The sequence below is a fragment of the Serratia sp. CY56464 genome, from assembly GCF_052168435.1.
Taxonomy (GTDB): Bacteria; Pseudomonadota; Gammaproteobacteria; order Enterobacterales; family Enterobacteriaceae; genus Serratia; species Serratia marcescens.
This window is the reverse complement of the sequence record NZ_JBJNMV010000001.1, coordinates 1231929-1253745: the sequence shown is the minus strand read 5'-3', so window position 1 is coordinate 1253745 and position 21817 is coordinate 1231929. Positions and strand designations below refer to the sequence as shown.

Annotated in this window: 21 protein-coding genes and 1 riboswitch; of the genes, 13 read left to right on the top strand and 8 right to left on the bottom strand. The window is 58.6% G+C overall.

What is annotated here, in order from left to right; translation table 11 throughout:
- Window positions 1-198 precede the first annotated feature (198 nt).
- Entirely contained in the window at window positions 199-1419 is a 1221-nt protein-coding gene (locus ACJ8KE_RS06105; protein ID WP_143778991.1) for an NADH:flavin oxidoreductase/NADH oxidase family protein, read from the bottom strand.
- A gap of 70 nt (window positions 1420-1489) precedes the next feature.
- Between ACJ8KE_RS06105 and ACJ8KE_RS06100 the strand changes: the two genes are divergently transcribed.
- Window positions 1490-1897, top strand: coding sequence for a MerR family transcriptional regulator (locus tag ACJ8KE_RS06100; protein ID WP_016927737.1), 408 nt, complete (start codon window positions 1490-1492; stop codon window positions 1895-1897).
- Here ACJ8KE_RS06100 and eno read toward each other — a convergent pair.
- From eno to ACJ8KE_RS06085, 3 genes are read right to left on the bottom strand one after another with little or no spacing between them, the layout of a single operon-like run.
- Window positions 1894-3177, bottom strand: a complete 1284-nt coding sequence (gene eno, locus ACJ8KE_RS06095; protein ID WP_110146994.1) for a phosphopyruvate hydratase — start codon at window positions 3175-3177, stop codon at window positions 1894-1896. The two genes, ACJ8KE_RS06100 and eno, sit on opposite strands and share 4 nt — an antisense overlap.
- Window positions 3178-3193: 16 nt before the next feature.
- Window positions 3194-3622 (bottom strand): hypothetical protein, encoded by a 429-nt coding sequence (locus tag ACJ8KE_RS06090; protein ID WP_016927735.1) that lies wholly within the window; start codon window positions 3620-3622, stop codon window positions 3194-3196.
- Window positions 3623-3625: 3 nt separating this feature from the next.
- Window positions 3626-4591 (bottom strand): DHHA2 domain-containing protein, encoded by a 966-nt coding sequence (locus ACJ8KE_RS06085; RefSeq protein ID WP_442517160.1) that lies wholly within the window; start codon window positions 4589-4591, stop codon window positions 3626-3628.
- A gap of 40 nt (window positions 4592-4631) precedes the next feature.
- A riboswitch (Fluoride riboswitch) is annotated at window positions 4632-4707 on the bottom strand.
- Window positions 4708-4883: 176 nt separating this feature from the next.
- Between ACJ8KE_RS06085 and ACJ8KE_RS06080 the strand changes: the two genes are divergently transcribed.
- The 3 genes from ACJ8KE_RS06080 (at window position 4884) to ACJ8KE_RS06070 (ending at window position 8144) form a co-directional block, all read left to right on the top strand.
- On the top strand, window positions 4884-6764 hold the full coding sequence (locus ACJ8KE_RS06080) for a diguanylate cyclase domain-containing protein (RefSeq protein ID WP_016927733.1): 1881 nt from the start codon (window positions 4884-4886) through the stop codon (window positions 6762-6764).
- Window positions 6765-6834: 70 nt separating this feature from the next.
- Complete coding sequence (locus ACJ8KE_RS06075) at window positions 6835-7683, top strand: AraC family transcriptional regulator (protein WP_016927732.1); 849 nt, start codon at window positions 6835-6837, stop codon at window positions 7681-7683.
- Window positions 7684-7736: 53 nt separating this feature from the next.
- Window positions 7737-8144, top strand: coding sequence for a DUF2000 family protein (locus tag ACJ8KE_RS06070; protein ID WP_016927731.1), 408 nt, complete (start codon window positions 7737-7739; stop codon window positions 8142-8144).
- Window positions 8145-8193: 49 nt separating this feature from the next.
- Here ACJ8KE_RS06070 and ACJ8KE_RS06065 read toward each other — a convergent pair whose 3' ends face one another.
- Window positions 8194-9063 (bottom strand): LysR substrate-binding domain-containing protein, encoded by an 870-nt coding sequence (locus ACJ8KE_RS06065; RefSeq protein ID WP_079449705.1) that lies wholly within the window; start codon window positions 9061-9063, stop codon window positions 8194-8196.
- A gap of 181 nt (window positions 9064-9244) precedes the next feature.
- Here ACJ8KE_RS06065 and ACJ8KE_RS06060 point away from each other — a divergent pair, with 181 nt between their 5' ends.
- The 4 genes from ACJ8KE_RS06060 to ACJ8KE_RS06045 all read left to right on the top strand — a co-directional run bounded on the left by ACJ8KE_RS06060 (window position 9245) and on the right by ACJ8KE_RS06045 (window position 13112).
- A complete protein-coding gene (locus ACJ8KE_RS06060; protein WP_228988389.1) occupies window positions 9245-10417 on the top strand; it encodes an MFS transporter in 1173 nt (390 codons plus the stop codon).
- Between the two features lie 77 nt (window positions 10418-10494).
- A complete protein-coding gene (locus ACJ8KE_RS06055; protein WP_397609545.1) occupies window positions 10495-11412 on the top strand; it encodes a phosphotransferase in 918 nt (305 codons plus the stop codon).
- A 233-nt stretch (window positions 11413-11645) separates the two neighbouring features.
- Window positions 11646-11963: a cupin domain-containing protein gene (locus ACJ8KE_RS06050; RefSeq protein ID WP_015377878.1), complete on the top strand. Its 318-nt coding sequence runs from the start codon at window positions 11646-11648 to the stop codon at window positions 11961-11963.
- A gap of 357 nt (window positions 11964-12320) precedes the next feature.
- Complete coding sequence (locus ACJ8KE_RS06045) at window positions 12321-13112, top strand: AraC family transcriptional regulator (protein WP_016927725.1); 792 nt, start codon at window positions 12321-12323, stop codon at window positions 13110-13112.
- Window positions 13113-13153: 41 nt separating this feature from the next.
- Here ACJ8KE_RS06045 and ACJ8KE_RS06040 read toward each other — a convergent pair whose 3' ends face one another.
- On the bottom strand, window positions 13154-14050 hold the full coding sequence (locus tag ACJ8KE_RS06040) for an NAD(P)/FAD-dependent oxidoreductase (protein WP_016927724.1): 897 nt from the start codon (window positions 14048-14050) through the stop codon (window positions 13154-13156).
- Window positions 14051-14206: 156 nt separating this feature from the next.
- On the opposite strand from ACJ8KE_RS06040, the gene ACJ8KE_RS06035 reads away from it, so the two are divergent.
- From ACJ8KE_RS06035 to ACJ8KE_RS06015, 5 genes are all read left to right on the top strand, one after another.
- Entirely contained in the window at window positions 14207-14821 is a 615-nt protein-coding gene (locus tag ACJ8KE_RS06035) for a TetR/AcrR family transcriptional regulator (RefSeq protein ID WP_016927723.1), read from the top strand.
- A 75-nt stretch (window positions 14822-14896) separates the two neighbouring features.
- Window positions 14897-16006: an efflux RND transporter periplasmic adaptor subunit gene (locus tag ACJ8KE_RS06030; protein ID WP_442517159.1), complete on the top strand. Its 1110-nt coding sequence runs from the start codon at window positions 14897-14899 to the stop codon at window positions 16004-16006.
- Entirely contained in the window at window positions 16003-19113 is a 3111-nt protein-coding gene (locus ACJ8KE_RS06025) for an efflux RND transporter permease subunit (protein ID WP_097102039.1), read from the top strand. Before ACJ8KE_RS06030 ends, ACJ8KE_RS06025 begins: the two co-directional genes overlap by 4 nt.
- On the top strand, window positions 19106-19282 hold the full coding sequence (locus ACJ8KE_RS06020) for a hypothetical protein (protein ID WP_197724949.1): 177 nt from the start codon (window positions 19106-19108) through the stop codon (window positions 19280-19282). The genes ACJ8KE_RS06025 and ACJ8KE_RS06020 overlap by 8 nt, the downstream gene beginning before the upstream one ends.
- A 177-nt stretch (window positions 19283-19459) precedes the next feature.
- Window positions 19460-20995, top strand: a complete 1536-nt coding sequence (locus ACJ8KE_RS06015) for a phospholipase D family protein (protein WP_016927720.1) — start codon at window positions 19460-19462, stop codon at window positions 20993-20995.
- On the opposite strand, the gene ACJ8KE_RS06010 is transcribed toward ACJ8KE_RS06015, so the two are convergent.
- Window positions 20955-21332: a thioredoxin family protein gene (locus ACJ8KE_RS06010; protein ID WP_079449711.1), complete on the bottom strand. Its 378-nt coding sequence runs from the start codon at window positions 21330-21332 to the stop codon at window positions 20955-20957. The two genes, ACJ8KE_RS06015 and ACJ8KE_RS06010, sit on opposite strands and share 41 nt — an antisense overlap.
- Window positions 21329-21751: an MAPEG family protein gene (locus ACJ8KE_RS06005; RefSeq protein WP_079449712.1), complete on the bottom strand. Its 423-nt coding sequence runs from the start codon at window positions 21749-21751 to the stop codon at window positions 21329-21331. Before ACJ8KE_RS06005 ends, ACJ8KE_RS06010 begins: the two co-directional genes overlap by 4 nt.
- Between the last annotated feature and the right edge of the window lie 66 nt (window positions 21752-21817).

Sequence of the window (21817 nt, the reverse complement as noted above, 5' to 3'; positions counted from 1 at the left end):
GAAAATAGCGGCTTATTTTCATCTATTCACCACCTTAAGTCCTATAGCGGTTATATACACAAAATTTGTGATGAATATAAGTCATCGAGCGTTAAAAGCGCGGTATCCAGAGTGGTGATTTCTTGCAGATTTTACGTAGCGCGATCGAAAAAGCGGAATTTTTGTGCGGCGCCGGCGAGTCTGCCGGCGCCGTGGTCATTAACGTTGCCGTAACCAGACGCGATAGCGCCGCAGAGTGCGGCGGGTGCGCCATCTATCGATGAGCAGCGACCACAGTGGGGAGTAACGCACGTTGCGCGTCCGATCGCGGCTCAGGGCGTGCATGCGGCGCTTGATCAGCGCCATGCGGGCGAGCAGCGTCAGCGTTTTGTCGCGCCATTTTACCGGCGCGGGCAGTGCATGAGGGGCTTCGCCGGTTTGCCAGCGGTGCGGCAGATCGGGAATTTCCGCCATGGCGGTGGCGATGCCGACTACCGCGACGCCGCTGTTCAGCACCTGTTGCGCCACCGACGGGCGGGCGATGCCGCCGGTGGTCATCACCGGCATGCGGGCTACTGCGGCGAGATCGCGGGCGAAGGTCAGAAAATAGGCTTCGCGCGCCAGGGTGCTGTCGTCCGCCGCTTCGCCCTGCATCGCCGGGCTTTCATAACTCCCGCCCGATAGCTCCACCAGATCGACCGGCAGTTTGTTGAGCATCAACAATACCTGTCGGGCCTCGTCCGGCGAAAAGCCGCCTCGCTGAAAATCGGCGGAGTTCAGTTTGACCGCCACGCAAAAGCCTGGCGAGACACGCTGGCGCACCGCGCTCACCACCTCCAGCAACAGGCGGGCGCGATTCGCCAGCTCGCCCCCCCAACGATCGCTGCGCTGGTTGGACAACGGCGACAAGAACTGGGAGATGAGGTAGCCGTGCGCCGCATGGATCTGCACGCCGGTAAACCCGGCCTGTTCGGCGGCGTGCGCGCTGGCGGCGAAGCGGGCGATCACCTCGGCAATCTGCGCTTCGCTCATGGCCTGCGGCGGGGCAAACTGCTTGCTGTACTTGCCCATCGCCATTGGGATGGCGGAGGGCGCCCAGGCGTTGCCGCCCATGTTGGCCATCACCTGACGGCCCGGGTGGCTGAGCTGCATCCATACCTGCGCGCCTTCCTGGCGCGCGGCCTTGGCCCAGGTTTCAAACGGGGCGAGCGGCGTATCCTGTTCCAGCACCACGCCGCCGGGGCCGGTCATGGCGCGGCCGTCGATCATCACGTTGCCGGTGATGATGAGGCCGGCGCCGCCGATACCCCAGTGGCGATACAGACGCCATAGCGCGGGGCCGGGCAGTTGGCCTTCATCGGCCAGATTTTCTTCCAACGCGGCCTTGGCCAGACGGTTGGGTAAGCGGCTGCCGTTGGGCAGAATCAGCGGGGTAAACATCGGGTACGTTCCTGTCGCAGGGTGAATGGCGCTATACTAGGTTTAAAGTTAACTTTAAGGTCAATAGGGCATGAAAATCGGAGAGTTGGCGGAGCGCGCCGGCATGGCCGCCTCGGCGATACGTTACTACGAACAGCAGGGTCTGCTGCCCAAAGCGGTGCGCGGCGTCAACGGTTATCGGGTGTATAGCGAAAGCGCGCTGGAGCGGCTGCACCTGATCCAAATCGGCCAGAATCTGGGGTTTTCGCTGCAGGCGATCCGCGGGGTATTGGCGCTGCAGGGCAGCGCTTATGAGGATGGGTTGATACAGGGCGTCGACAGCCGGCTGGCGGAGATCGAGCGGATGATGGCGACGCTGAACGAGCAGCGTGAGACGTTGATGGCGACGCGGCGTATTCTGTTGGAATCCGGCGTGGCGGGATTATGCCGCGCAAAAAATGAAAAACAGGCCGGTGCGTGGCCGGCCTGCAAAGATTAACGGCGTTTAAAGGCGGCGCGCCCGGCATATACCGCCGCGGTGCCCAATTGCTCCTCAATGCGCATCAGCTGATTGTATTTTTCGATGCGCTCGCCGCGGCACGGCGCGCCGGTTTTCAAATGGCCGGCTCGCATCGCAACCGTCATATCGGCGATAAAGCTGTCGACGGTTTCGCCGCTGCGGTGCGAGATAAAGGCGCCCCAGCCGTTTGCCTGGCAAAGCTGCACGGCGGCGAAAGTTTCGCTCAGCGTGCCGATCTGGTTCAATTTGATCAGCGCCGCATTGGCCAACCGTTCATCAATCCCGCGCTGGATGTATTTCACGTTGGTGACGAACAGATCGTCGCCGACCAGTTCCACCCGATCGCCCAGGGTGTCGCTGAGAATGCGCCAGCCGGCCCAATCGTCCTCGGCCAAACCGTCTTCAATCAGCACAATGGGAAAATCCTGCACCAGCCGCTGGTAATAGGCCGTCATCTGTTCGGCATCCAGTTCAGCGTTTTCGCTGCGCAGGCGGTATTTGCCGTTGGCATAGAATTCACTTGAGGCCGGGTCCATGCAAATGGCGATATCGTCTCCCGGTTGATAACCGGCTTTCTCTATCGCCTGCACGATCAGCTCCAGCGGTTGCCGGTTCGAGGCAACCGCCGGTGCGAAACCGCCTTCGTCGCCGACGCCGACCGACAGGCCTTGTTCCAACAGGATTTGGCGCAGCGCCTGATAGACTTCACTGCCCCAGCGCACGGCCTCGCGCAGCGATGGCGCGCCCTGCGGGGCTATCATAAACTCCTGAAAGTCCGCCCCTTGCCAACGGGCGTGCACGCCGCCGTTGATGATATTCATGCAGGGCACCGGCAGCAGGTTGGCGCCGATGCCGCCCAGATAACGATACAGCGGCAGTTGCGACAATTGCGCCGCTAGGCGGGCGGCGGCCAGAGAAACGCCGAGCAGGGCGTTGGCCCCCAATCGGCTCTTGTTCTCGCTGCCGTCCAGCGCGATCAGCCGGCGGTCAATCTCCTCTTGTTGGCGCACATCCACCCCGCGCAGCGCCTCATTGATCGCCGTTTTGACGCTGTGCACCGCCTCCAGTACGCCTCTGCCGCCGAAACGGTGCGGATCGCCGTCGCGGTGCTCCACCGCCTCGCGTGAACCGGTGCTGGCGCCGGAGGGAACCGAAGCCCGTGCCACGACGCCCGCCGCGCTCATTTCGACTTCGACGGTCGGGTTGCCGCGCGAGTCCAGGATTTCTCTGGCGGTTACGCTTTCAATCTCATAGCTCATGGGTAGTCACCTCATTCTAGGGAGTGGGCACGTGCTTTATCAGCACGTCGATCGACAAATGGTTAATGAACTCGAAGCCGAAGGAGGCAAAGACGCCGAACGGACGGTTCTGATGGCCGAGCAGCAACAGATCGACCCCTTCGCGGGCAATCAGGGCTTCGACGTCTTTGAAGCGATGGATGCTGACAATTGCGCGCACCTCCAGGGGGATTGAGCAGTCTTCCACCAGACGGCTGAGCATGGCTTTGGCGGCGATCACCTCGCTGGACTGGCGATCTTTGGTCAGCGAATCGCTGAGGTAGTCCAGCTCGGCATAGTCGGCGCTGATGTGCGCCACGGTAATGCGCGTATTCATCTGCTGATTGAGGCGTTCGGCATGACGCAACAGCAGCCGGCCGTCGCGTTCATCCTGCACCAGCAGTAAAGCATGTTGGTAGAGCGGCATGACTTATCTCCCTGCGTTAGCGATCTGGCGGGTTAACCACGGTAAAACCTCTTTTTTCCGGCTCGTCATGCCGGGCAGCGACACCTGACGAATGTCGAGCACCCGGTTCGGCGAGAAATACAGGGTGGAGCGACGGCAGGTGATATCGGTGACCAATAGCGCGGCCATCGCCAGCCCGGCTTCCTGCTTCGCGTGTTCAAGCGCCTGTTGCAGCGCGGGCAACAGCGGATCGATGTCGCTCATGGCCCGCACTTCTATCTGCGACAGCAGCAGCGAGACGCTATGGATGCGATAATTCTTGGCGTCGCGCTGCAGCAACTGCGCGGCGGATTGCCCCGAAAGATCGGTTTTGGCGGCCAGCAGCCCGGCGGTGAAGGCGTCATAGTCAACGTGAGAAATTGCGCGCAACCGCGAAACCGCCAGCCGATCCAGTTCGGTGGTGGTCGGCGCGCTCAGCGCGACGGTATCGCTCAAAATCGCGCCCAGCAGCAGCGTGGCCTGGGCGGAAGAAAGTGGCATCGGCCTTTCCGCCGCCAGGATCTGCAGGATCACGGTGGCGCAACAGCCGACGACGCGAACCCAGACATCGGGCGGGTTGCGGGTGATTAACGTGCCCAGCCGGTGATGGTCGATAACGCCGACCACATCGCTGTCGGGCAATGAGGCCGGCCCTTGTTCGACGTCGGTAAAATCGACCAGCCAGACTTTACGGTCACGGAGATCGCCTTTCAGCAGCGGAGGCGCTTGTACGCCGGCGGCGGCCAGTATGTAGCGGGTTTCCGGCGTCAGCTCGCCAAGGCGGAAAGCGACGGCCGGTTTGCCGAGGTGATTGAGCCAGTCCGCGACCACCAGCGCGCTGCAGATGCTGTCGCTGTCGGGATTTTTATGGCCGAAAACGTACAGCGGCATTTCCCGCACGGTGAGATCAGGCTGGGGCGGAAAAGGGGTAAAACGTGAGATTTCATTCATAGCGACTCCTGACATACCTGCCTAAAAAATAAAGCGAAGTTGTATATCAGGCGTCATCATCCGGTTCGAGCGAACGCGGCGGTTGGGAAAGGTGGAACACCATCACCTTGTGAGCGACTGTAGCGCAGCGCGGTGGCAAACGCAACGCCCGGCAAAGCTGGCGAGAATGCGCAATCGGATTGATACTGAGTGAGTCTATGATGGACAAGGATATTTGCCGCTAACCGACGAAAACGCTGAACGGACTCACGCCGGCTATGCCGGGTCCGTCGGTGACACATTGGGAGACAACATGCTCGAACCCTGCTTCCCCGAAAACGAAGCTGAACGCCTGTCGGTATTGAATTCGCTGAACGTGCTGGATTCAAACTCGGTGGAGAAACTGGATCGCATTACGCGGCTGGCGGCGAAATACTTCGGCGTGACCATCGCGCTGGTGTCATTGATCGACCGGGATCGTCAATGGTTTTTATCGCGTTACGGTCTGGATGCCCGGGAAACGCCGCGCAATATCTCGTTTTGCGGCCATGCTATCTTGCAACGCGAAGCGCTGGTGGTGCCCGATACCGCCAACGATCCGCGCTTTTTTGATAATCCGCTGGTGATTGGCGGACCGCGGATCGGTTTCTACGTTGGGCAACCGCTGCTGTCGCTCGACGGGTTGCCGCTCGGCACCCTGTGCATTATCGACAGCCAGCCGCAGCCGTTTTCCCCGGAACAACTGGCCGACCTGCACGACTTCGCCGCCGTGGTGGAGGAGTATTTGCAGAGCATTGAACGCCACGTCTATACCGAAAACCTGAAGTCCAATCTGCAACGCTCGGAAGCCCTGTTCGAACAGACCTTCGCCCAGGCGGCGGTAGGGATGGCGCTGGTGTCGCTGCAGGGGTATTGGCTGCGGGTCAATCCGCGCATCTGCGAAATGTTGCGCTATTCCGAGCGCGAGCTGATGGATCGCACCTTTCAGGACATTACCTATCCGCTCGATCTCAACACCGATCTGGAAAAACTGCAGCAGCTGCTGAGAAACGAGATCAGCACTTACTCGCTGGAGAAACGTTATTTCCGCGCCGACGGCTCGATCGTCTGGGTGCAGCTGACGGTGGCGTTAAATCGGCTGCCTAACGGCAAACCGGATCATTTCATCTCGGTTATCGTCGATATCAGCGAGCGCAAGGCGGCGGAGGCCGATCTGTTCGCTCTGCAACACGAGCTGGAACAACGCGTCGAAATCCGCACGCGGGAGCTGAACGTGGTCGTCAAGAAACTCAACGAAGAGATTGAAACCCGGGTGCTCGCCGAATATCAGCTCAGCGCGGAGAAGGAACGCCTGCGCGCCATTACTGACAATATGCCGGCGTTGATCAGCCAGATCGACGGCAATGAACGCTACCTGTTCGCCAACAGCGCCTACAAAACCTGGTTTGGCCTGGAAGAAAGCCGCCTCAGAGGAATGACGGTGCGCGATTTTATGGGGGAGAACGTTTATCAGATAGCGAAACCGATGATAGACAGGGCCTTGGCGGGGGAAATGGTGAGCTTTGAAAATGAGCTCCAGACCCAAAAGGGACTGCTGATGATCCACACCACGCTGGTGCCGTGCGAAACACAGGGGTTTTACATTCTGTCCATGGACATTACCGAGTTGAAGCGGCTGCAGCAGCGGCTGGAATATGACGCAACCCATGACATGCTGACCGGATTGACCAATCGACGCGCGTTTCTGCGCCGGTTGTCAGGCACGCTGCAGGCCTGTTGCCATCAGCGGCAGATGGCGCTGTTGTTTATCGATCTCGACGGGTTCAAAACCCTTAACGACAGCTATGGTCATGACTTCGGCGACGCGATCCTGAAGACATTCGCCACATTGCTCAGCGCCTGCGCAGGCGAGCACCACAGCGTCTCGCGCCTGGCCGGTGACGAGTTCACGGTGATCCTGTGGCCGTTGACGGATCCGCGGCGCGAGGTCAGCGAATTTTGCGAAAACGTGTTGGCGCAACTGGCCAAAATTACGCAGATCGGGCCGCAGAAGGTACGGCTTTCCGCCAGCATCGGCGCGGCCATTTCTCCACGCGGCGATGTGACGGAGGAGATGCTGTTGACCCGTGCCGACGGCGCGATGTATCAGGCGAAATCGGCCGGAAAGGGCACTTATGCCATCTGCGAGCTGTGAGCGTGCAACGGTGGCGGTCTCAGGGTAAGCTGTTTTTCTTTTCCTGTGAGCAGAACTCCGGATTAATTGCATGGCGTCCAATCATCAACATACAGACTGGCTCGAACTGCGGCGCGATGACGAAACGGGTATTGAGAGCGTCAACGCCCACTTTCAGGGGCATGCCTACGATCCTCACGATCATGATGAAATGCTGGTGGGCGTCACGCAGCAGGGCTTGCAGCGTTTCAATTGCCACCGCTCGCTGCACACCAGCCGGCCGGGGCGCGCCATGCTGATCGAGCCGGGCGCGGTGCACGATGGCCATGCTCCGCAGGCCGAAGGGTTTACCTATGCGATGCTTTATCTGCCGCAGCGCTGGGTCTCCGACGCGATGCAGCGCCGCGGATTGGGGGACGCTTCAGTGCTGGAAGGCGCCTTCCACAGCACGTTGACCGACGATCCGATGCTGGCGACCGCGATACAACAGGCTTTTTTTGCGTTGCATCAGAGGGAAGGCCGGCTGGCGCGCGATCAAAGCCTGGACCAACTGCTGACGCTTTTGGCGCGGCATATACGCGTCAGGCCAACGTCCCAACGCGATGACGCTTTGATTGAGATGAATCGTTTACGGGACTACTTGCACGAGCACATGGCGGATAATCCCAGTCTGGAGGAACTTGCGCTTCAGTGCGGCCTGGATCGTTTCCGTCTGACTCGCCAATTCACCCGCGCTTTCGGCCAGTCGCCGCATGCTTACCTGATCCGGCTGAGGCTGCGTGCCGCGCGACTGTTACTGGCGCAGGGGGAAGAGCCGGCGCAGGTCGCCATGCGGGTAGGCTTTGCCGACCAAAGTCATTTGGGTCGCTGGTTCCGGCGCGCCTACCGTTTATCGCCGGCGGCCTATCAACGGCAGTGCACAAACGTTCTATACCGCTGACTCGCTCATCGCCGATGATGCGCTTTTAAGAGCACAACGGAGTAGAGCGAAACATGTTTGATACCAAGATAGCGTTTATCGTGCGCGACGATCTGCAAACCTGGCAGCGGCTGAACGTGGTGGCCTTTCTGGCGACGGGCATCGCCGCCGCCGCCCCGGAGATCATCGGCGAATGTTACGTGGATGCGCAAGGCAGACGCTACGGCGGCATTTCCGGGCAGCCGATGCTGATTTTCGCCGCGGATCTGCCGGGCCTGCAAAATGCGCATCGCAAAGGGCTGGAACGGGAATTGACGCTGATCCCCTATGTGCACGCCATGTTCTCGACCGGGCACGATGCAGCCAACCGGCAGGTTTTTCTCGCCGAAGACGCGGACAACCTGGATTTGGTTGGCCTGGCGCTGCGCGGGCCGAAGAAAGCGGTGGATAAGGCGATAAAAGGCCTGACGCTGCACGCCTGAGAAATACCGTTAGCGCGGTGCGCTTTTGCGGCGGGATCCAATACGGCGCTTAGGCCTGGAACGTCTGCAGCCAGGCGGCGAACTTTCTCACGACCTCATCGTCCCGATCGCGCAGCAGCAGGGAATAAACGCCGGTTCGAATCGTCAACGCCGGGAAGGGCGACACCAGCCGACCGGACGACAGATGTTTGGCGCAGAACAGGTAAGGCACGACGGCCAGTCCCAGGCCGTCTTCGGCCGCCTGAATGGCGGCGAAGGTATGGTCGAGCGTCAGCGGCGGCGGCGAGGCGTCCAGCGCCGTTGGATAGGTATTCAACCAGCTGCGCCACAAATCCTCCCGGGCGCGGATGCGAATGGCTGTATGCCCGGCCAGATTGTCTGGCGCACCGATCGGCATGGTGCGCAAATAGCTCTGGCTGCAGACCAGCAGGCTGTCTTCCTGCAAAAAAGGGATCGCCTTCAGCCCTGAGAAGTGCGCGGGGTCGCGCCTGATCGCCAGATCAAACGGCATATTGCGATCGACGGCCCCAGTGGCGGTGGTGATATCAACCGCGACCTCCGGATGAATCTCGTTGAACGCCGCCAGTTTCGGCATCAGCCAGTGCATGGTGAACGTCGGCAGGCTGTGCACCACCAGCCGTTGCCGACCGGCGCTCGCTTTCAGCGCGCTTTCCGCGGCATACAGTTCGCTTATCACCCGAGATGCGGTGCGGGAAAAATTCTCGCCGGCCTGCGTCAGCCGCACGGATTTGTGTCCGCGATAAAACAGCGTGACCCCCAGCTGTGCTTCGAGACTGCGAATATGGCGGCTGACTGCGCCGGTGGTGAGAAACAGCTCATCCGCAGCGGCGCTGAAGCTGCCGAGACGGGCGGCGGCTTCGAAAGCGGACAGGTGCGGCAGGGAGTGGATTTTTTTCATAGGTTGAGTCTAGCTCAACCAAATGAGGGAGGAAAGATCGTTTGTCAGCCGTTGATTTTGCTCACTATGATGAGGCATTTCCTTCTGATTGCTGAGTTTATGATGCGGATCTTTTGGCTATCGGTCATGTGTGTTAATGGCGTTATCCTCACCCTGCGGTTGGCAGGGAGGCGGCGCTGAAATGCGAGCTTTCTTTTTGCTTTGCGTGAGCCGGGCTGGCCTCTGCCTGGGCACCATGATGTTTGCCGGCGCGCTGCCGACCATCAGAAGCGAGTGGCAGCTCGACGCCGCCTCCGCCGGTACGGTGCAGACGGTGTTCAGCCTGACCAACGCCCTGGCGTTGCTGGTGGCTTCCTGGTGGTGTGATTCGCTGGGCGCGCGTCGCGTGTATCTGCTGTTTTCTTGGCTGGGCGCCGGTGCGCTGATGCTGTTCGCCGTGTTTGCCCATTCGTATATCGGTGCGCTGGTGTTGATGGCCTTCGTCGGCCTGACGCAGGGCGGCGCCTATACGCCGGCGCTGCTGTTAGCGATGGGGATGAACGGCCCGGCCCGACGCGGTTACGCCATCGGCATGATCCTGGCGGCCAGTTCGTTGGGGTATTTTCTGTCGGTTTTCATCGCCGGTTGGAGCGCCATGCGCTGGGGCGCCGGCGTGGCGTTTTCCCTGTGCGCCGCCGGTGCGTTACTGGGGGCGCTGGCGGGTTCGTTGGCCCTGGTCGGTTATCAGGAACCGCAACCGCGCACGCTGGGAAGGAAGACGAAACGAGAAAGCTATGCTATCACCTATGCGACCCTGCTGTTGCTGATCGGATATATCGCTCACAGCTGGGAACTGCTCGGTAACTGGGCCTGGGCACCCAGCCTGGTCAGCGAGGCGTTGAGCGTTTTCTCTCTGGATCCGCTCAGCGCAGGATTGATCGTCGCGGCGGTGATCCACCTGGCCGGCATGATCGCCACGCTGATTGTCGGCACCGTTTCCGACTATTTCAATCGTGCATCGGTGTTGATGTTTATGGGCGCCGCGGGCGCGTTGGGATCGCTGCTGATGGGGTGGTCGGCGAACTGGGGGCCAGGCTGGACGCTGCTGTTCGTCAGCATCGGCAGTTTCTTTATTCTCGGCGACTCCGGTGTGCTGTCGGCGGCGATGGCGGACAACGTGCCGCCGCAACAGCTCGGTAGCGTGATGGGCTGGCGATCGTTGCTGGGGTTCGGCATCGGTTCGTTCGCCCCGTTATCCTTTGGCGTCGTGATGGATACCACCCAGAGCTGGGGCACGTCTTATGCCGTGTTGGCCTGCGGCGGCGGGGTAGCCTGCCTGGCGGCAGGGTTGCTTTGGCGACAACATTTGAAATGAGGCACGGGCATCATTAATGAATGAGAAAACATCAGGTTACCGCTCAGCGCGATTTATTGATAATGGAATGTGAAAAGATGGATATCACCGCGATTGCCGCTCAGTTTGGGTTGGATGCCACACAGCCGCCGCTCAGTCTTTATCCCTATGCGCCGGTTTATAAGATAGGGGAACATGTGCTGAAACGTACCCGTCCGACGACGGATGAAGCCCATGCGCTGGCGGCGTATCTCGCCGAGTTGCGTTATCAGGGCGTAGATATCGTAGTGCCGACGGCGTGTCCGCAAGAGATGCAGGGAAGCATGTGGGTGGTTTATCCCTTTATCTCGGGAGAGAAATATGCAGGCCGCGATGAACAGATCGTGGCGGCCGGCAGGCTGCTTGGTCGAATACACGCGCTGTCTCCGACAAACCATAACGCCGGGCTGACGACCTATGACGAGTACGCGCTGACTGAAGAAGACATCTTGGCGGATCTGGATGTGATCGCCGACCATGCGGCTGAGCAGGGGATTACTCTCGATATCACGGCGTTCAAAGCACGCATGCTGCAGATTGCCGAACGGCAGATGGCGCTGAAAGAACAGGCTCTTCCTTGTGTGGCGACGCCCTATGACTTTAAAGCCGATAACTTGGTGTATGTCGCGCCGGATAGGCCGGTGCTGATCGATCCCGATAACGCGCTGTTTTTACCGCGGGTATTTGACCTGGCGTTGGCGCTGCTGCTGTTCCACAATACCCTGGCTTCAGCCCCCGGCCGTGTCTTCAGCGTGTGGGAATGGCGACTGTTCTTGGCGGGTTACGGCGAGTCTGTCACGCTGACGGCCGATGAACTACAGGGCTGGCATCAGGCAGTGGAACATCTGTTTCTCGACGAAGTGCTGTGGCTGATGGCGGACTTTGCCGATGGCTGGCGCGATCCCCGGCAGACGGCGCTGTTCGTCTCGCTGTTCAAGCTGCTGGATAATCTTTCCGACTACGGATTAACACCGTAATGCGCTCAACGTTGCAGCGGTTTTTTGCGCCGTCGGCGAGGCTCTTATATATTTAGTAGCATGCCTGAGGCAGGTTAGGCATGAAACGGCGGTCGATCGGGCCGCTGCAAGTACGACAGTTAATCCGTTCGCCAAGAGGCTGCGAGCCTGTGCTTTCGGTAGGGACAGCCGCCAATCGTTTTTACGGCGACCGAAGGCGGAGCAGCTACTCACCGGTCACGAGGACACTTACCATGCATAAGAGAACACTGGCGTCACTGCATTACGAAAACATGCCTTACGATGGGGTACACTTTCACATTTTGAAACGGGAGACGCCTGGCCATACGGCGTTGCTGAAGCTGGATGCGGGCAGCCGGCAACCGGCGCGTTTTCACCCGGGCTGGGTGAAACTGATGGTGCTGAGCGGTGAACTGAAGGTTGACGATCAGACGTTGCAACCCCATGAGATGTTGATCATTCCTGCCAATACCGCTTATACGGTACAGGCCATCACGGAAGTGATTTGTCTGGCGATTTCCGAGCTGGACGGCGCCGAGTTGGCCCGTTGATGAGATAACCACGTTGGATGGAGGAGAGCCTAGGCGCTCTCCCTATCCCTTCAGCAGTAAGCCGCCCCCCAGGCCGAGCTACCTGCTGATTGATGCATACACCTCCTGATTTATGCCACCGCGCTTTCCCTCTCCATCACTTTCGGCCGCGTCGCCCCCGCAACGAGCCGCCATCGCGCAGCGCATGCGCAACGTCATCGCCTCCGTTTTACGCAGAACGATGAAATTTTGGTGTAAATAGTGAGTTTCTTCGCATAAGGCCCCTGGTGTGGCTTGCGAGAACGTCACTATATGGAGGATCATGCGGTCCCTCTATCAAATAAAAGACATTCGCGTTATCAAAAGGGACAAACGATCATGGGATTCGAAGTCGACAACGCCGAAACGAAACGCATCGACCTCAGCAGCCACGAAAATTCCTCGTTCGAGGTGACGGGGCTGGTGAAACACTATCCGGCGGGCTTCGTCATTCCTTACCACTCGCATAAACGCTGTCATTTGCTCTATTCGCAACAGGGCGTTATGGCGGTCGAGGCGAGCAGCGGGCGCTGGATCGTGCCGCCCACCACCGCGGTTTGGTTGCGGCCGGGGGTAGAACATCAGATCGTCATGCAGAGCAACATCTGCGTTTACGGGATTTTGGTCGATGAAATCACCGCCGCGCGTTTGCCGCTGCGCGACGGCGTATTACAGGTTTCACCGCTGTTGCGAGAACTGATCGCCCAGTTGGCGACGCTGGCGCCTGAAGGGGCGGAGACCAAACGCAATGCGCTGCTGAGAGCGTTGTTCCTGGAGGAACTGAGCCTGCAGCCGCAGCTGGCGCTGCATCTGCCTTGGCCGGCAGAGGCGAGAATGGCCGAAATTTGCCGGCAGTTGGTCATCACGCCGGCCGACGAACGCGGTATTGAGGCCTGGGCCGATTCACTGTCGATCAGCGTAAAGACCTTTCAACGTCATTTCAGTCAACAAACCGGCATCACCTTCGGCCAGTGGAAACAACGTCTGCGGCTGCTGTCGTCCATTCCGCTGCTGCTGGCCGGCAACTCGATCATCCACGCCGCCTTCGAAAGCGGTTACGAGAGTCACAGCGCCTATTCGGTGGCGTTCAAAAAATTGTTTGGCGTTTCGCCTTCGCGCTTTACGCTATAGCCTTATGGCAGGAGCCGCTTGGAGATCGTTGTTGCTTGCACTCAAGTGAGCATCGACTGCTGAGCGAAGATACCCGCCATCGCGCCTTGCCATGTCGCCGTGGTGACTGAGGGGATGCCGGCGTTGGCAAGGTCACCGGCGGCATAGATGCCTGGCATACTGGTTTCGTGGCGCTCATCGGTCTTAAGGACGATGCCGGTTGGCGTATTGAGCGTGGCGAGTCCCAGTGCGTCATGAAGGCGTGTGGACGGCCTGGTAAGCGGATGTGCGAAGAGAATATCGACTGCGACATCAGTGCCGGTATCGATCTTGATGGTGGCAATCTGGCTCCCGTGACGTGCGATTTCGGCGATCCGACCATCAACGAGAGGGACCTGACGGGCCGCCAGTTCGGTCCGTATGTCGGGAGGGATGTCGTGTCCATTGCTGAAGACAGTCAACCTGTCGGTCCAGTCGTGAAACAGCCTGACCTGATTCATCGACTGCGCTCCAGACCAGACGAGGCCCCAATGCTGGTCAGCAACTTCGAAGCCATCGCAATAGGGGCATGGGATGACGGATGTGCCCCAGCCTTCAGCAAAGCCAGGAATGTCAGGCATCTGGTCAACAACGCCATAGCTCAGGATCAGGCGGCGCGCACGTAGGGTTTCAGTATCGCCAGTGAGGACGGAGAAATTGTCGATAGTACCGGAGATGCTGTCCGCGCGGGCATTAACCATCTTGATGGCAGGGTAGCGCGCGAGTTGCTGCCGCGCCGCGGCCAGGATCTCGGACGGTGGTTTGTCATCGTGGCCGAGCACACCGTGTGAACGGTTAGCGAAGCGGTTGCGCTGAAGGCCGGTATCGAGAACGGTGACCGTGCGACGGGCACGGCCAAGCTGCAGGGCTGCGGCGAGACCGGCAAAGCTGCCGCCGATGATGATGACGTCATTATTCATGGTGAGATGTTCCGTTTTGTTGATTCAGTGGAGTGCCCGGGGTCGCTGTATCATCCGGCGAAAAATCTGTCAGAGCGCAAGTGTATTTAGGATTGTGACCATATTACAAATTGGTCACTCGTTGTCAACCGAGCTTCATTGGGCTAAGATGGGAAAATGACTAAACAGATGAATGAAACTCCTTCCAGGGGACCTTCCGACCACAGTGTCCGCGATCAGGTCGTTGAGGCGGCCACTGAGCATTTCGGTCACTATGGCTACGAAAAAACAACGGTTTCCGACCTCGCCAAAGCAATTGGTTTTTCAAAAGCTTATATCTATAAATTTTTCGATTCCAAGCAGGCGATTGGAGAAGTGATCTGCGCTAATCGGCTGGCGATCATAAGGGACATTGTCAACGCAGCGATTGCGGATGCGCCGACAGCCGCAGAGAAAATAAGGCGATTATTCAAGGCATTGTCAGAATCTGGCTGCGATTTGTTTTTTCATGACCGTAAGTTGCACGATATTGCGGCCGTTGCTGTGCGTGACAAATGGCCCTCAGCACAAGCTCATGAGCAGCACCTGCGGCAGCTCATTGAGCAGATCATTGTTGAAGGGCGCCAGGCAGGTGAGTTTGAAAGAAAAACGCCACTGGACGAGGCGGCGGATGCAATTTTTATGGTCATGCGTCCCTATATCAGCCCGGTTCAGCTGCAATATAATTTGGAAACCGTTCAAGCAGCGGCGGTATTGCTGCCATCACTGATCCTGAGAAGTTTGTCACCCTGACATTGTGACCATTGACAATAATGGTCACAAGTATAAGTATGGGTTCCTGTCCTGTTTAATTCATTAAGGGAACCCATGCTCGGACTTAAACCTGTCACCTTTGCTGTCTGTCTGTTGCCGTTTGCCCTTGTGGCCTGCGGTGAGGCTTCCGATAACAGCGATCCACGCAGTCTGCCACCTCTGGTCAGGTCTGCCGCAGCGATCAATGCAACCGACTTTTCCCGTGCTTTTACGGGGGTGGTTGTTGCACGAATTCAGAGCGATCTTGGTTTCAGGGTTCAAGGCAAAATCCTGGAACGTCTCGTCGATACCGGTCAGGCCGTGAAACGTGGCCAGCCGTTAATGCGTCTGGACCCGGTTGATCTGAGCCTACAGGCTCAGGCTCAGCAACAGGCCGTCGCCGCAGCAAAAGCGCGAGCCCGACAGACAGCGGATGATGAATCGCGTTATCGCGGTCTGGTCACCACAGGCGCTGTGTCGGCATCCGCTTACGATCAGGTTAAGGCTGCTGCAGAGACGGCCAGGGCTGACCTCAGTGCCGCCAAGGCGCAGGCGAATGTGGCGCAAAACGCCATGGGCTATGCAGTCCTGGTCGCTGACGCCGACGGAGTGGTGATGGATACGCTGGCCGAACCTGGTCAGGTGGTCAGTGCCGGACAGCCAGTTATCAGGCTGGCGAGGGCAGGACAACGCGAAGCGGTCGTCCAGTTGCCTGAGACGCTGCGCCCGGTAATAGGAAGCGTGGCACAGGCCTCTCTGTACGGCAGCGATACACCCTCTGTTTCTGCGAAGCTACGGTTACTCTCTGATGCAGCCGATCCGCTGACGCGCACGTTTGAAGCAAGGTACGTGCTCGACGGTCCATTGTCTGGTGCCCCTCTGGGGGCCACTGTCACCATCCATATTGCGCAGGACAGAGCATCGCAGCCGTTGCTGCAGGTGCCTTTAGCGGCTGTTTTTGACGCGGGTAAAGGCCCGGGGGTCTGGAGCATTTCAGGAAATCCCGCCAGAGTGACATGGCGGTCCGTGCAGGTCGTGAGCCTCGGGGATGATGCAGCAAGCGTCGCCGGCAGCCTTAAGCTTGGCGAACAGGTCGTGGCGCTGGGCGCTCATCTACTGCATGATGGTGAAACAGTCCGGCTGGCGAAGCAGAGCGATATCCGTGTCGCCGGGAGTCGTCCATGAGTCGCGGACGTTTCAATCTTTCCGCGCTCGCCGTCCGCGAGCGCTCCGTTACGCTGTTTCTTATCCTGTTGATCACCGTTGCCGGTATTCTCTCGTTCCTTGGGCTGGGGCGTGCAGAAGACCCGCCTTTTACGGTCAAGCAGATGACCATCATTTCCGCCTGGCCTGGAGCAACGGCTAAGGAAATGCAGGATCAGGTGGCCGAACCGCTGGAGAAGCGTCTCCAGGAGCTCAAGTGGTATGACCGCACAGAGACCTACACGCGTCCCGGTCTGGCTTTTACCATGCTGTCATTGCTGGACAGCACTCCCCCCTCAGAGGTCCAGGAAGAGTTCTATCAGGCACGCAAAAAACTCAGCGACGAGGCTAAAAATTTGCCGGCAGGGGTGTCTGGACCGATGGTCAACGATGAGTTTTCGGATGTCACGTTTGCGCTCTTTGCGCTGAAGGCAAAAGGAGAGCCACAGCGGCTACTGGTGCGCGATGCCGAGTCATTACGCCAGCGCTTATTACATGTTCCCGGGGTAAAAAAGGTCAATATTATCGGTGAGCAGGCCGAGCGGATATTTGTCTCATTTTCACATGACCGTCTGGCAACCCTGGGGGTCTCTGCCCAGGATATCTTTGCAGCCTTGAACAACCAGAACGTGCTGACACCTGCGGGCTCGATAGATACCCGTGGTCCGCAGGTTTTTATCCGTCTGGATGGGGCTTTTGACACACTGGAAAAAATTCGTGAAACGCCGATTGTGGTGCAAGGGAGGACGCTGAAGCTTTCCGATGTGGCGACGGTCGAGCGTGGCTACGAAGATCCGGCGACCTTTATGGTGCGTAATCAGGGCGAACCTGCACTTCTGCTGGGTATCGTGATGCGTGAGGGTTGGAATGGTCTGGAGCTGGGTAAAGCGCTGGATAAGGAAGCCGCCAGCATCAATGCGGACATGCCACTCGGCATGACATTCGTAAAAGTCACCGATCAGTCAGTTAACATCAGTTCCGCCGTAGATGAGTTCATGATCAAATTTTTCGTCGCGTTGCTGGTCGTGATGGTGGTCTGCTTTCTCAGTATGGGTTGGCGTGTGGGTGTGGTGGTCGCTGCTGCTGTGCCCCTGACGCTGGCTGTCGTCTTTGTGGTCATGGAGGCGTCAGGTAAAAACTTCGACCGTATTACCCTGGGCTCGCTCATCCTGGCCCTGGGGTTGTTGGTGGATGACGCCATCATTGCCATTGAAATGATGGTGGTGAAAATGGAGGAGGGGTACGACCGAATCAAAGCCTCAGCCTATGCATGGAGCCACACTGCTGCGCCGATGCTGGCGGGCACCCTGGTGACGGCCGTTGGCTTTATGCCCAACGGTTTTGCACAATCCACGGCGGGTGAATATACCAGCAATATGTTCTGGATTGTGGGAATTGCATTGATTGCTTCCTGGGTGGTGGCAGTGGTGTTTACCCCTTACCTTGGGGTGAAAATGCTGCCGGATATCAAAACGGTTCAAGGGGGGCACACAGCTATCTACAACACCCGCCGCTACAACCGTTTTCGTCAGTTGCTGGCGCGGGTCATCGCGCGAAAATGGCTGGTCGCGGCTTCTGTCGTCGCGGTATTCACCGTTGCGGTTCTCGGCATGGCGCTGGTGAAAAAACAGTTTTTCCCGACGTCTGACCGGCCAGAGGTCCTTGTGGACGTCCAGATGCCATATGGCACGTCCATTGAACAGACCAGCGCCGCCGTGACGAAAATTGAGGACTGGCTGAAGCACCAGAAAGAAGCAAAAATCGTGACGGCTTATATCGGGCAAGGGGCACCACGTTTTTATCTCGCCATGGCACCGGAGCTACCCGATCCCTCTTTTGCGAAAATTGTTATCCTGACGGACAATGAGGGATCCCGTGAGGCGCTCAAGTTCCGTCTTCGCCAGGCTGCGGCTGATGGACTGGCTCCTGAGGCGCGAGTTCGCGTGACCCAACTGGTGTTTGGCCCCTATTCACCCTATCCGGTTGCCTTCCGTGTGACAGGGTCAGATCCGACTGTATTACGAGGCATCGCGGACAAGGTGAAAATGGTGATGCAGGCCAGCCCGCTGATGAGAACGGTCAACACGGATTGGGGCTCACGCGTGCCAACGCTGCATTTCACCCTGAATCAGGACCGCCTGCAGGCAGTGGGGCTGACGTCAAATGCAGTGGCCCAGCAGCTTCAGTTCTTGCTTTCGGGTGTTCCGGTCACCGCGGTGCGCGAAGATATCCGTTCGGTGCAGGTCGTGGGACGCGCTGCCGGCGATATCAGGCTTGATCCGGAGAAAATAGAGGGTTTCACCCTGATCGGTTCTGCCGGGCAGCGTATTCCGTTATCGCAGGTTGGCGAGGTCGAAGTGCGCATGGAAGACCCGGTCCTGCGACGCCGCGACCGTATGCTAACCATTACCGTGCGAGGCGATATCGCCGAATCCCTTCAGGCACCTGATGTCTCCACTGCGATTTTCAAACAACTGCAGCCCATCATCACAACGCTTCCGAATGGATACCGGGTTGAACAGGCTGGCTCTATTGAGGAGTCAGGGAAAGCGACCCAAGCGATGGTGCCGTTATTCCCTATCATGATAGCCATGACATTGCTGATCATTATCCTTCAGGTGCGTTCGATGTCGGCGATGGTGATGGTCTTTATGACCGCACCGCTGGGGCTGGTCGGTGTGGTGCCAACCTTGCTGCTCTTCAACCAGCCCTTTGGCATCAATGCGCTGGTTGGTTTGATTGCCCTGTCAGGGATCTTGATGCGCAACACGCTGATCCTCATCGGGCAGATTCATCACAACGAGCAGGAAGGGCTTGAACCCTATCATGCGGTCATTGAGGCAACGGTACAGCGCTCCAGGCCTGTACTGCTGACGGCGATGGCGGCCATTCTGGCCTTTATCCCGTTAACCCACTCGGTATTCTGGGGAACCCTGGCCTATACCCTGATAGGCGGGACACTGGGTGGGACCATTATTACGCTGGTGTTCCTGCCTGCTATGTATGCCATCTGGTTCCGGATAAAGAGCCCAACGGCAACCTTGCCAACCGAAAACCATTCCACGTCTGAAGGATTAAAAAATGTCTGAACATAAAGCCGTTCTGATTACCGGCGTTTCATCAGGCATTGGCGGGGCTGCCGCCTTGGCTTTTAAAGCCAGAGGTTGTCAGGTATTTGGTACCGTCAGGTATATCAATGGCGTTGCGCTGACAGAAATGGATGTTCGTCATTTAAGGAGCATGCCTAAGCGGGAGTAAATTCAAGCCGATAGATGTGCCAGTTGTGCAATACGGCGCAACTGGCATGATTTTGATAGTACCGTAAGATATTTTTTCGTTTTCCAAGCGGACCTCGCGCATAGCGCGCTTCTCCTATAGATTGAAGCAACCTAATGACGTATAAAGCAAAGCAGTCAACCTCCGAGGCCGCTTCCCGTGATAAAAATTGTCGTGTATCTGATTATCGCCGTGACGATCGCCATTATTGCGGCAAGAGTCATCTTTCGTTTGCCGGATATTTCGCAGCGTTCGCCGCAGGCGGCGCTGCCGGCGGATCCTACCGCGCTATTGCCGGCACGGGCCGCCGAACAGATGGCGGCACATCCCGGCCTGAGCGGCGTGGTGCCGCTGGTCAGCGGCCACGATGCGTTCGCCAGCCGCCTGGCGCTGGCGCGGATGGCGGAAAGGTCTATCGATGCCCAGTACTATATCTGGCATAACGACACCTCCGGGCAGATCCTGCTGAAAACCTTGTATGACGCCGCCCAGCGCGGCGTGCGCGTGCGGCTGCTCTTGGATGATAACGGCGTCGCCATGGACGAGACCCTGGCGGCGCTGAACGCCCAGAAAAACGTCGAGATCCGTCTGTTCAACCCATCAACCGTGCGCACGCCGAAGTTGGCCGGCTACGCCTTTGACTTTATGCGCATGAACCGGCGCATGCATAACAAGTCTTATATCGTCGACGGCGCTGTGGCGATCATCGGCGGCCGCAACATCGGCGACGAGTATTTCCAGGTCGGCGACGAAAACTATTTCCTCGATCTCGATGTGTTGAGCGTCGGCAACGTGGTGGCGGAAACCGCCGAGGTCTTCGATCGCTACTGGAACAGCGCTTCGGTGTTTGGCGTTGAGCAAATTATCCGAGGCAAAGGCAATCTTTCTGCTTTCCTGACGCAGGCCACCGCGACCGAAAGCAGCGACCGGGCCCGCAAACTGGCGGTGCAGCTGGAAACCAGTGCGGTGCGTTTTCGCGATGGCGCCGTGCAGCCGGAATTCACTCAGGTCGAGCTGGTGGCCGACGATCCGGCGAAAGGGTTGGGTAGGGCTTCGCGCGATCGTTTGATGGTGACGCAGCTCAGCAAGATCATCGGCGGCGTCAACCAGCAATTGGATCTGGTCTCCGCCTATTTCGTGCCGGGCCGGGAAGGGGCAAGCTTTTTTGAATCGCTTGCCAAACAGGGGAAGTCCATCCGCGTGCTGACCAACGCGATGAACACCACCGACGTGCTGGTGGTGCATGCGGGCTATGCCAAATACCGACGTGAGCTGCTGCAGGCGGGCGTGGAGCTGTTCGAGTTGAAATTGCGCGCCGGCCAACCGACGGGGCGCAAGGAGCTTAAACCGCTAGGGCTGTCCGGCGCGGCGCTGCACGCGAAAACCTTCGCCATCGACGATAAGCGGGTGTTTATCGGTTCGTTCAATTTCGATCCGCGCTCGGCGCACCTGAACTGCGAAATGGGATTCTTGATCGACAGCCCGACGTTGGCGGCCGACACCCGTCAACTGTTTGATGGCCCGCTCGAGTATGCCGCCTATCGGCCGACATTGACGCCCAAGGGCAAAATGGTGTGGAACGAAGCCTTCGAAGACGGCCACACCGAGGTGCATCAACAAGAGCCCGGCGCCGGCTGGGTAAAACGCATCGTTCTCACCGTGGCCGGCTGGCTGCCGATCGAGTGGATGTTGTAACGGCGGCGAATGCCGCCGCCACCCGTTGAGTCAACCGTTGCAAGGGAACCTCGCCCGCGATGATTGCGATGAGGCGCGCATCCTCAAACAGGGCGAGGGAGGGCACGGATTTGATGCCGAATGCAGGGGCGAGCGTCGGCGCCTGCGCGACGTCAATGCTGCCGAAGGCGATCTCGTTGGCGTGACGGTGCAGCTGTTCAACGATCCCCTGCATATTCTGGCAGGGGCGGCACCAGGATGCGGAAAAGTAGAGGATGGCCCGCTGCCCCTCGGGTTTGTCCGCGTCATAGAGGAAACGGGTCACCTCATGGGGCTCCGCCAGGTTCGTGATCGTCATGGCAGGCTCCTGACGATCTCCATCCCCATCCAAAACATCGTGACGATTTGTGTGAAAAAGAAAACGAAGCGCCAGGTGGCGACGTTTTCCGTCTGCTCGAAACCGATGTGAACCAGACTCTGCGCCATGCGCGCGCCGAGCAGGACCAGAGACAAGACATTCAGCGTTGTGCTTTCCACCTGAAATACGGCTATCGCCACAACGAGGGCCGTATAAACCGGCAAATTCTCAATGCAGTTGCGATGCGCCGCAATGGCGCGCTGGTAGCCATCGCTGCCCTGCGGTTTGTTCGCTTGCCATTCGCTGACCGTGGCGCGGCCGGTTAAAATTCTGGACCAGCGATAAACGCCGACGGTGCCGAATAGAATCAATAATGTCCAGCCGGCAAACGCCAGCAGCACCAGGGTTGGCATATTCATAACGCATTCTCACTTGTGTAGGGGAAGGCCGGCGGCCCTCAGGGAGAGCCAATCGGCTTGAACACA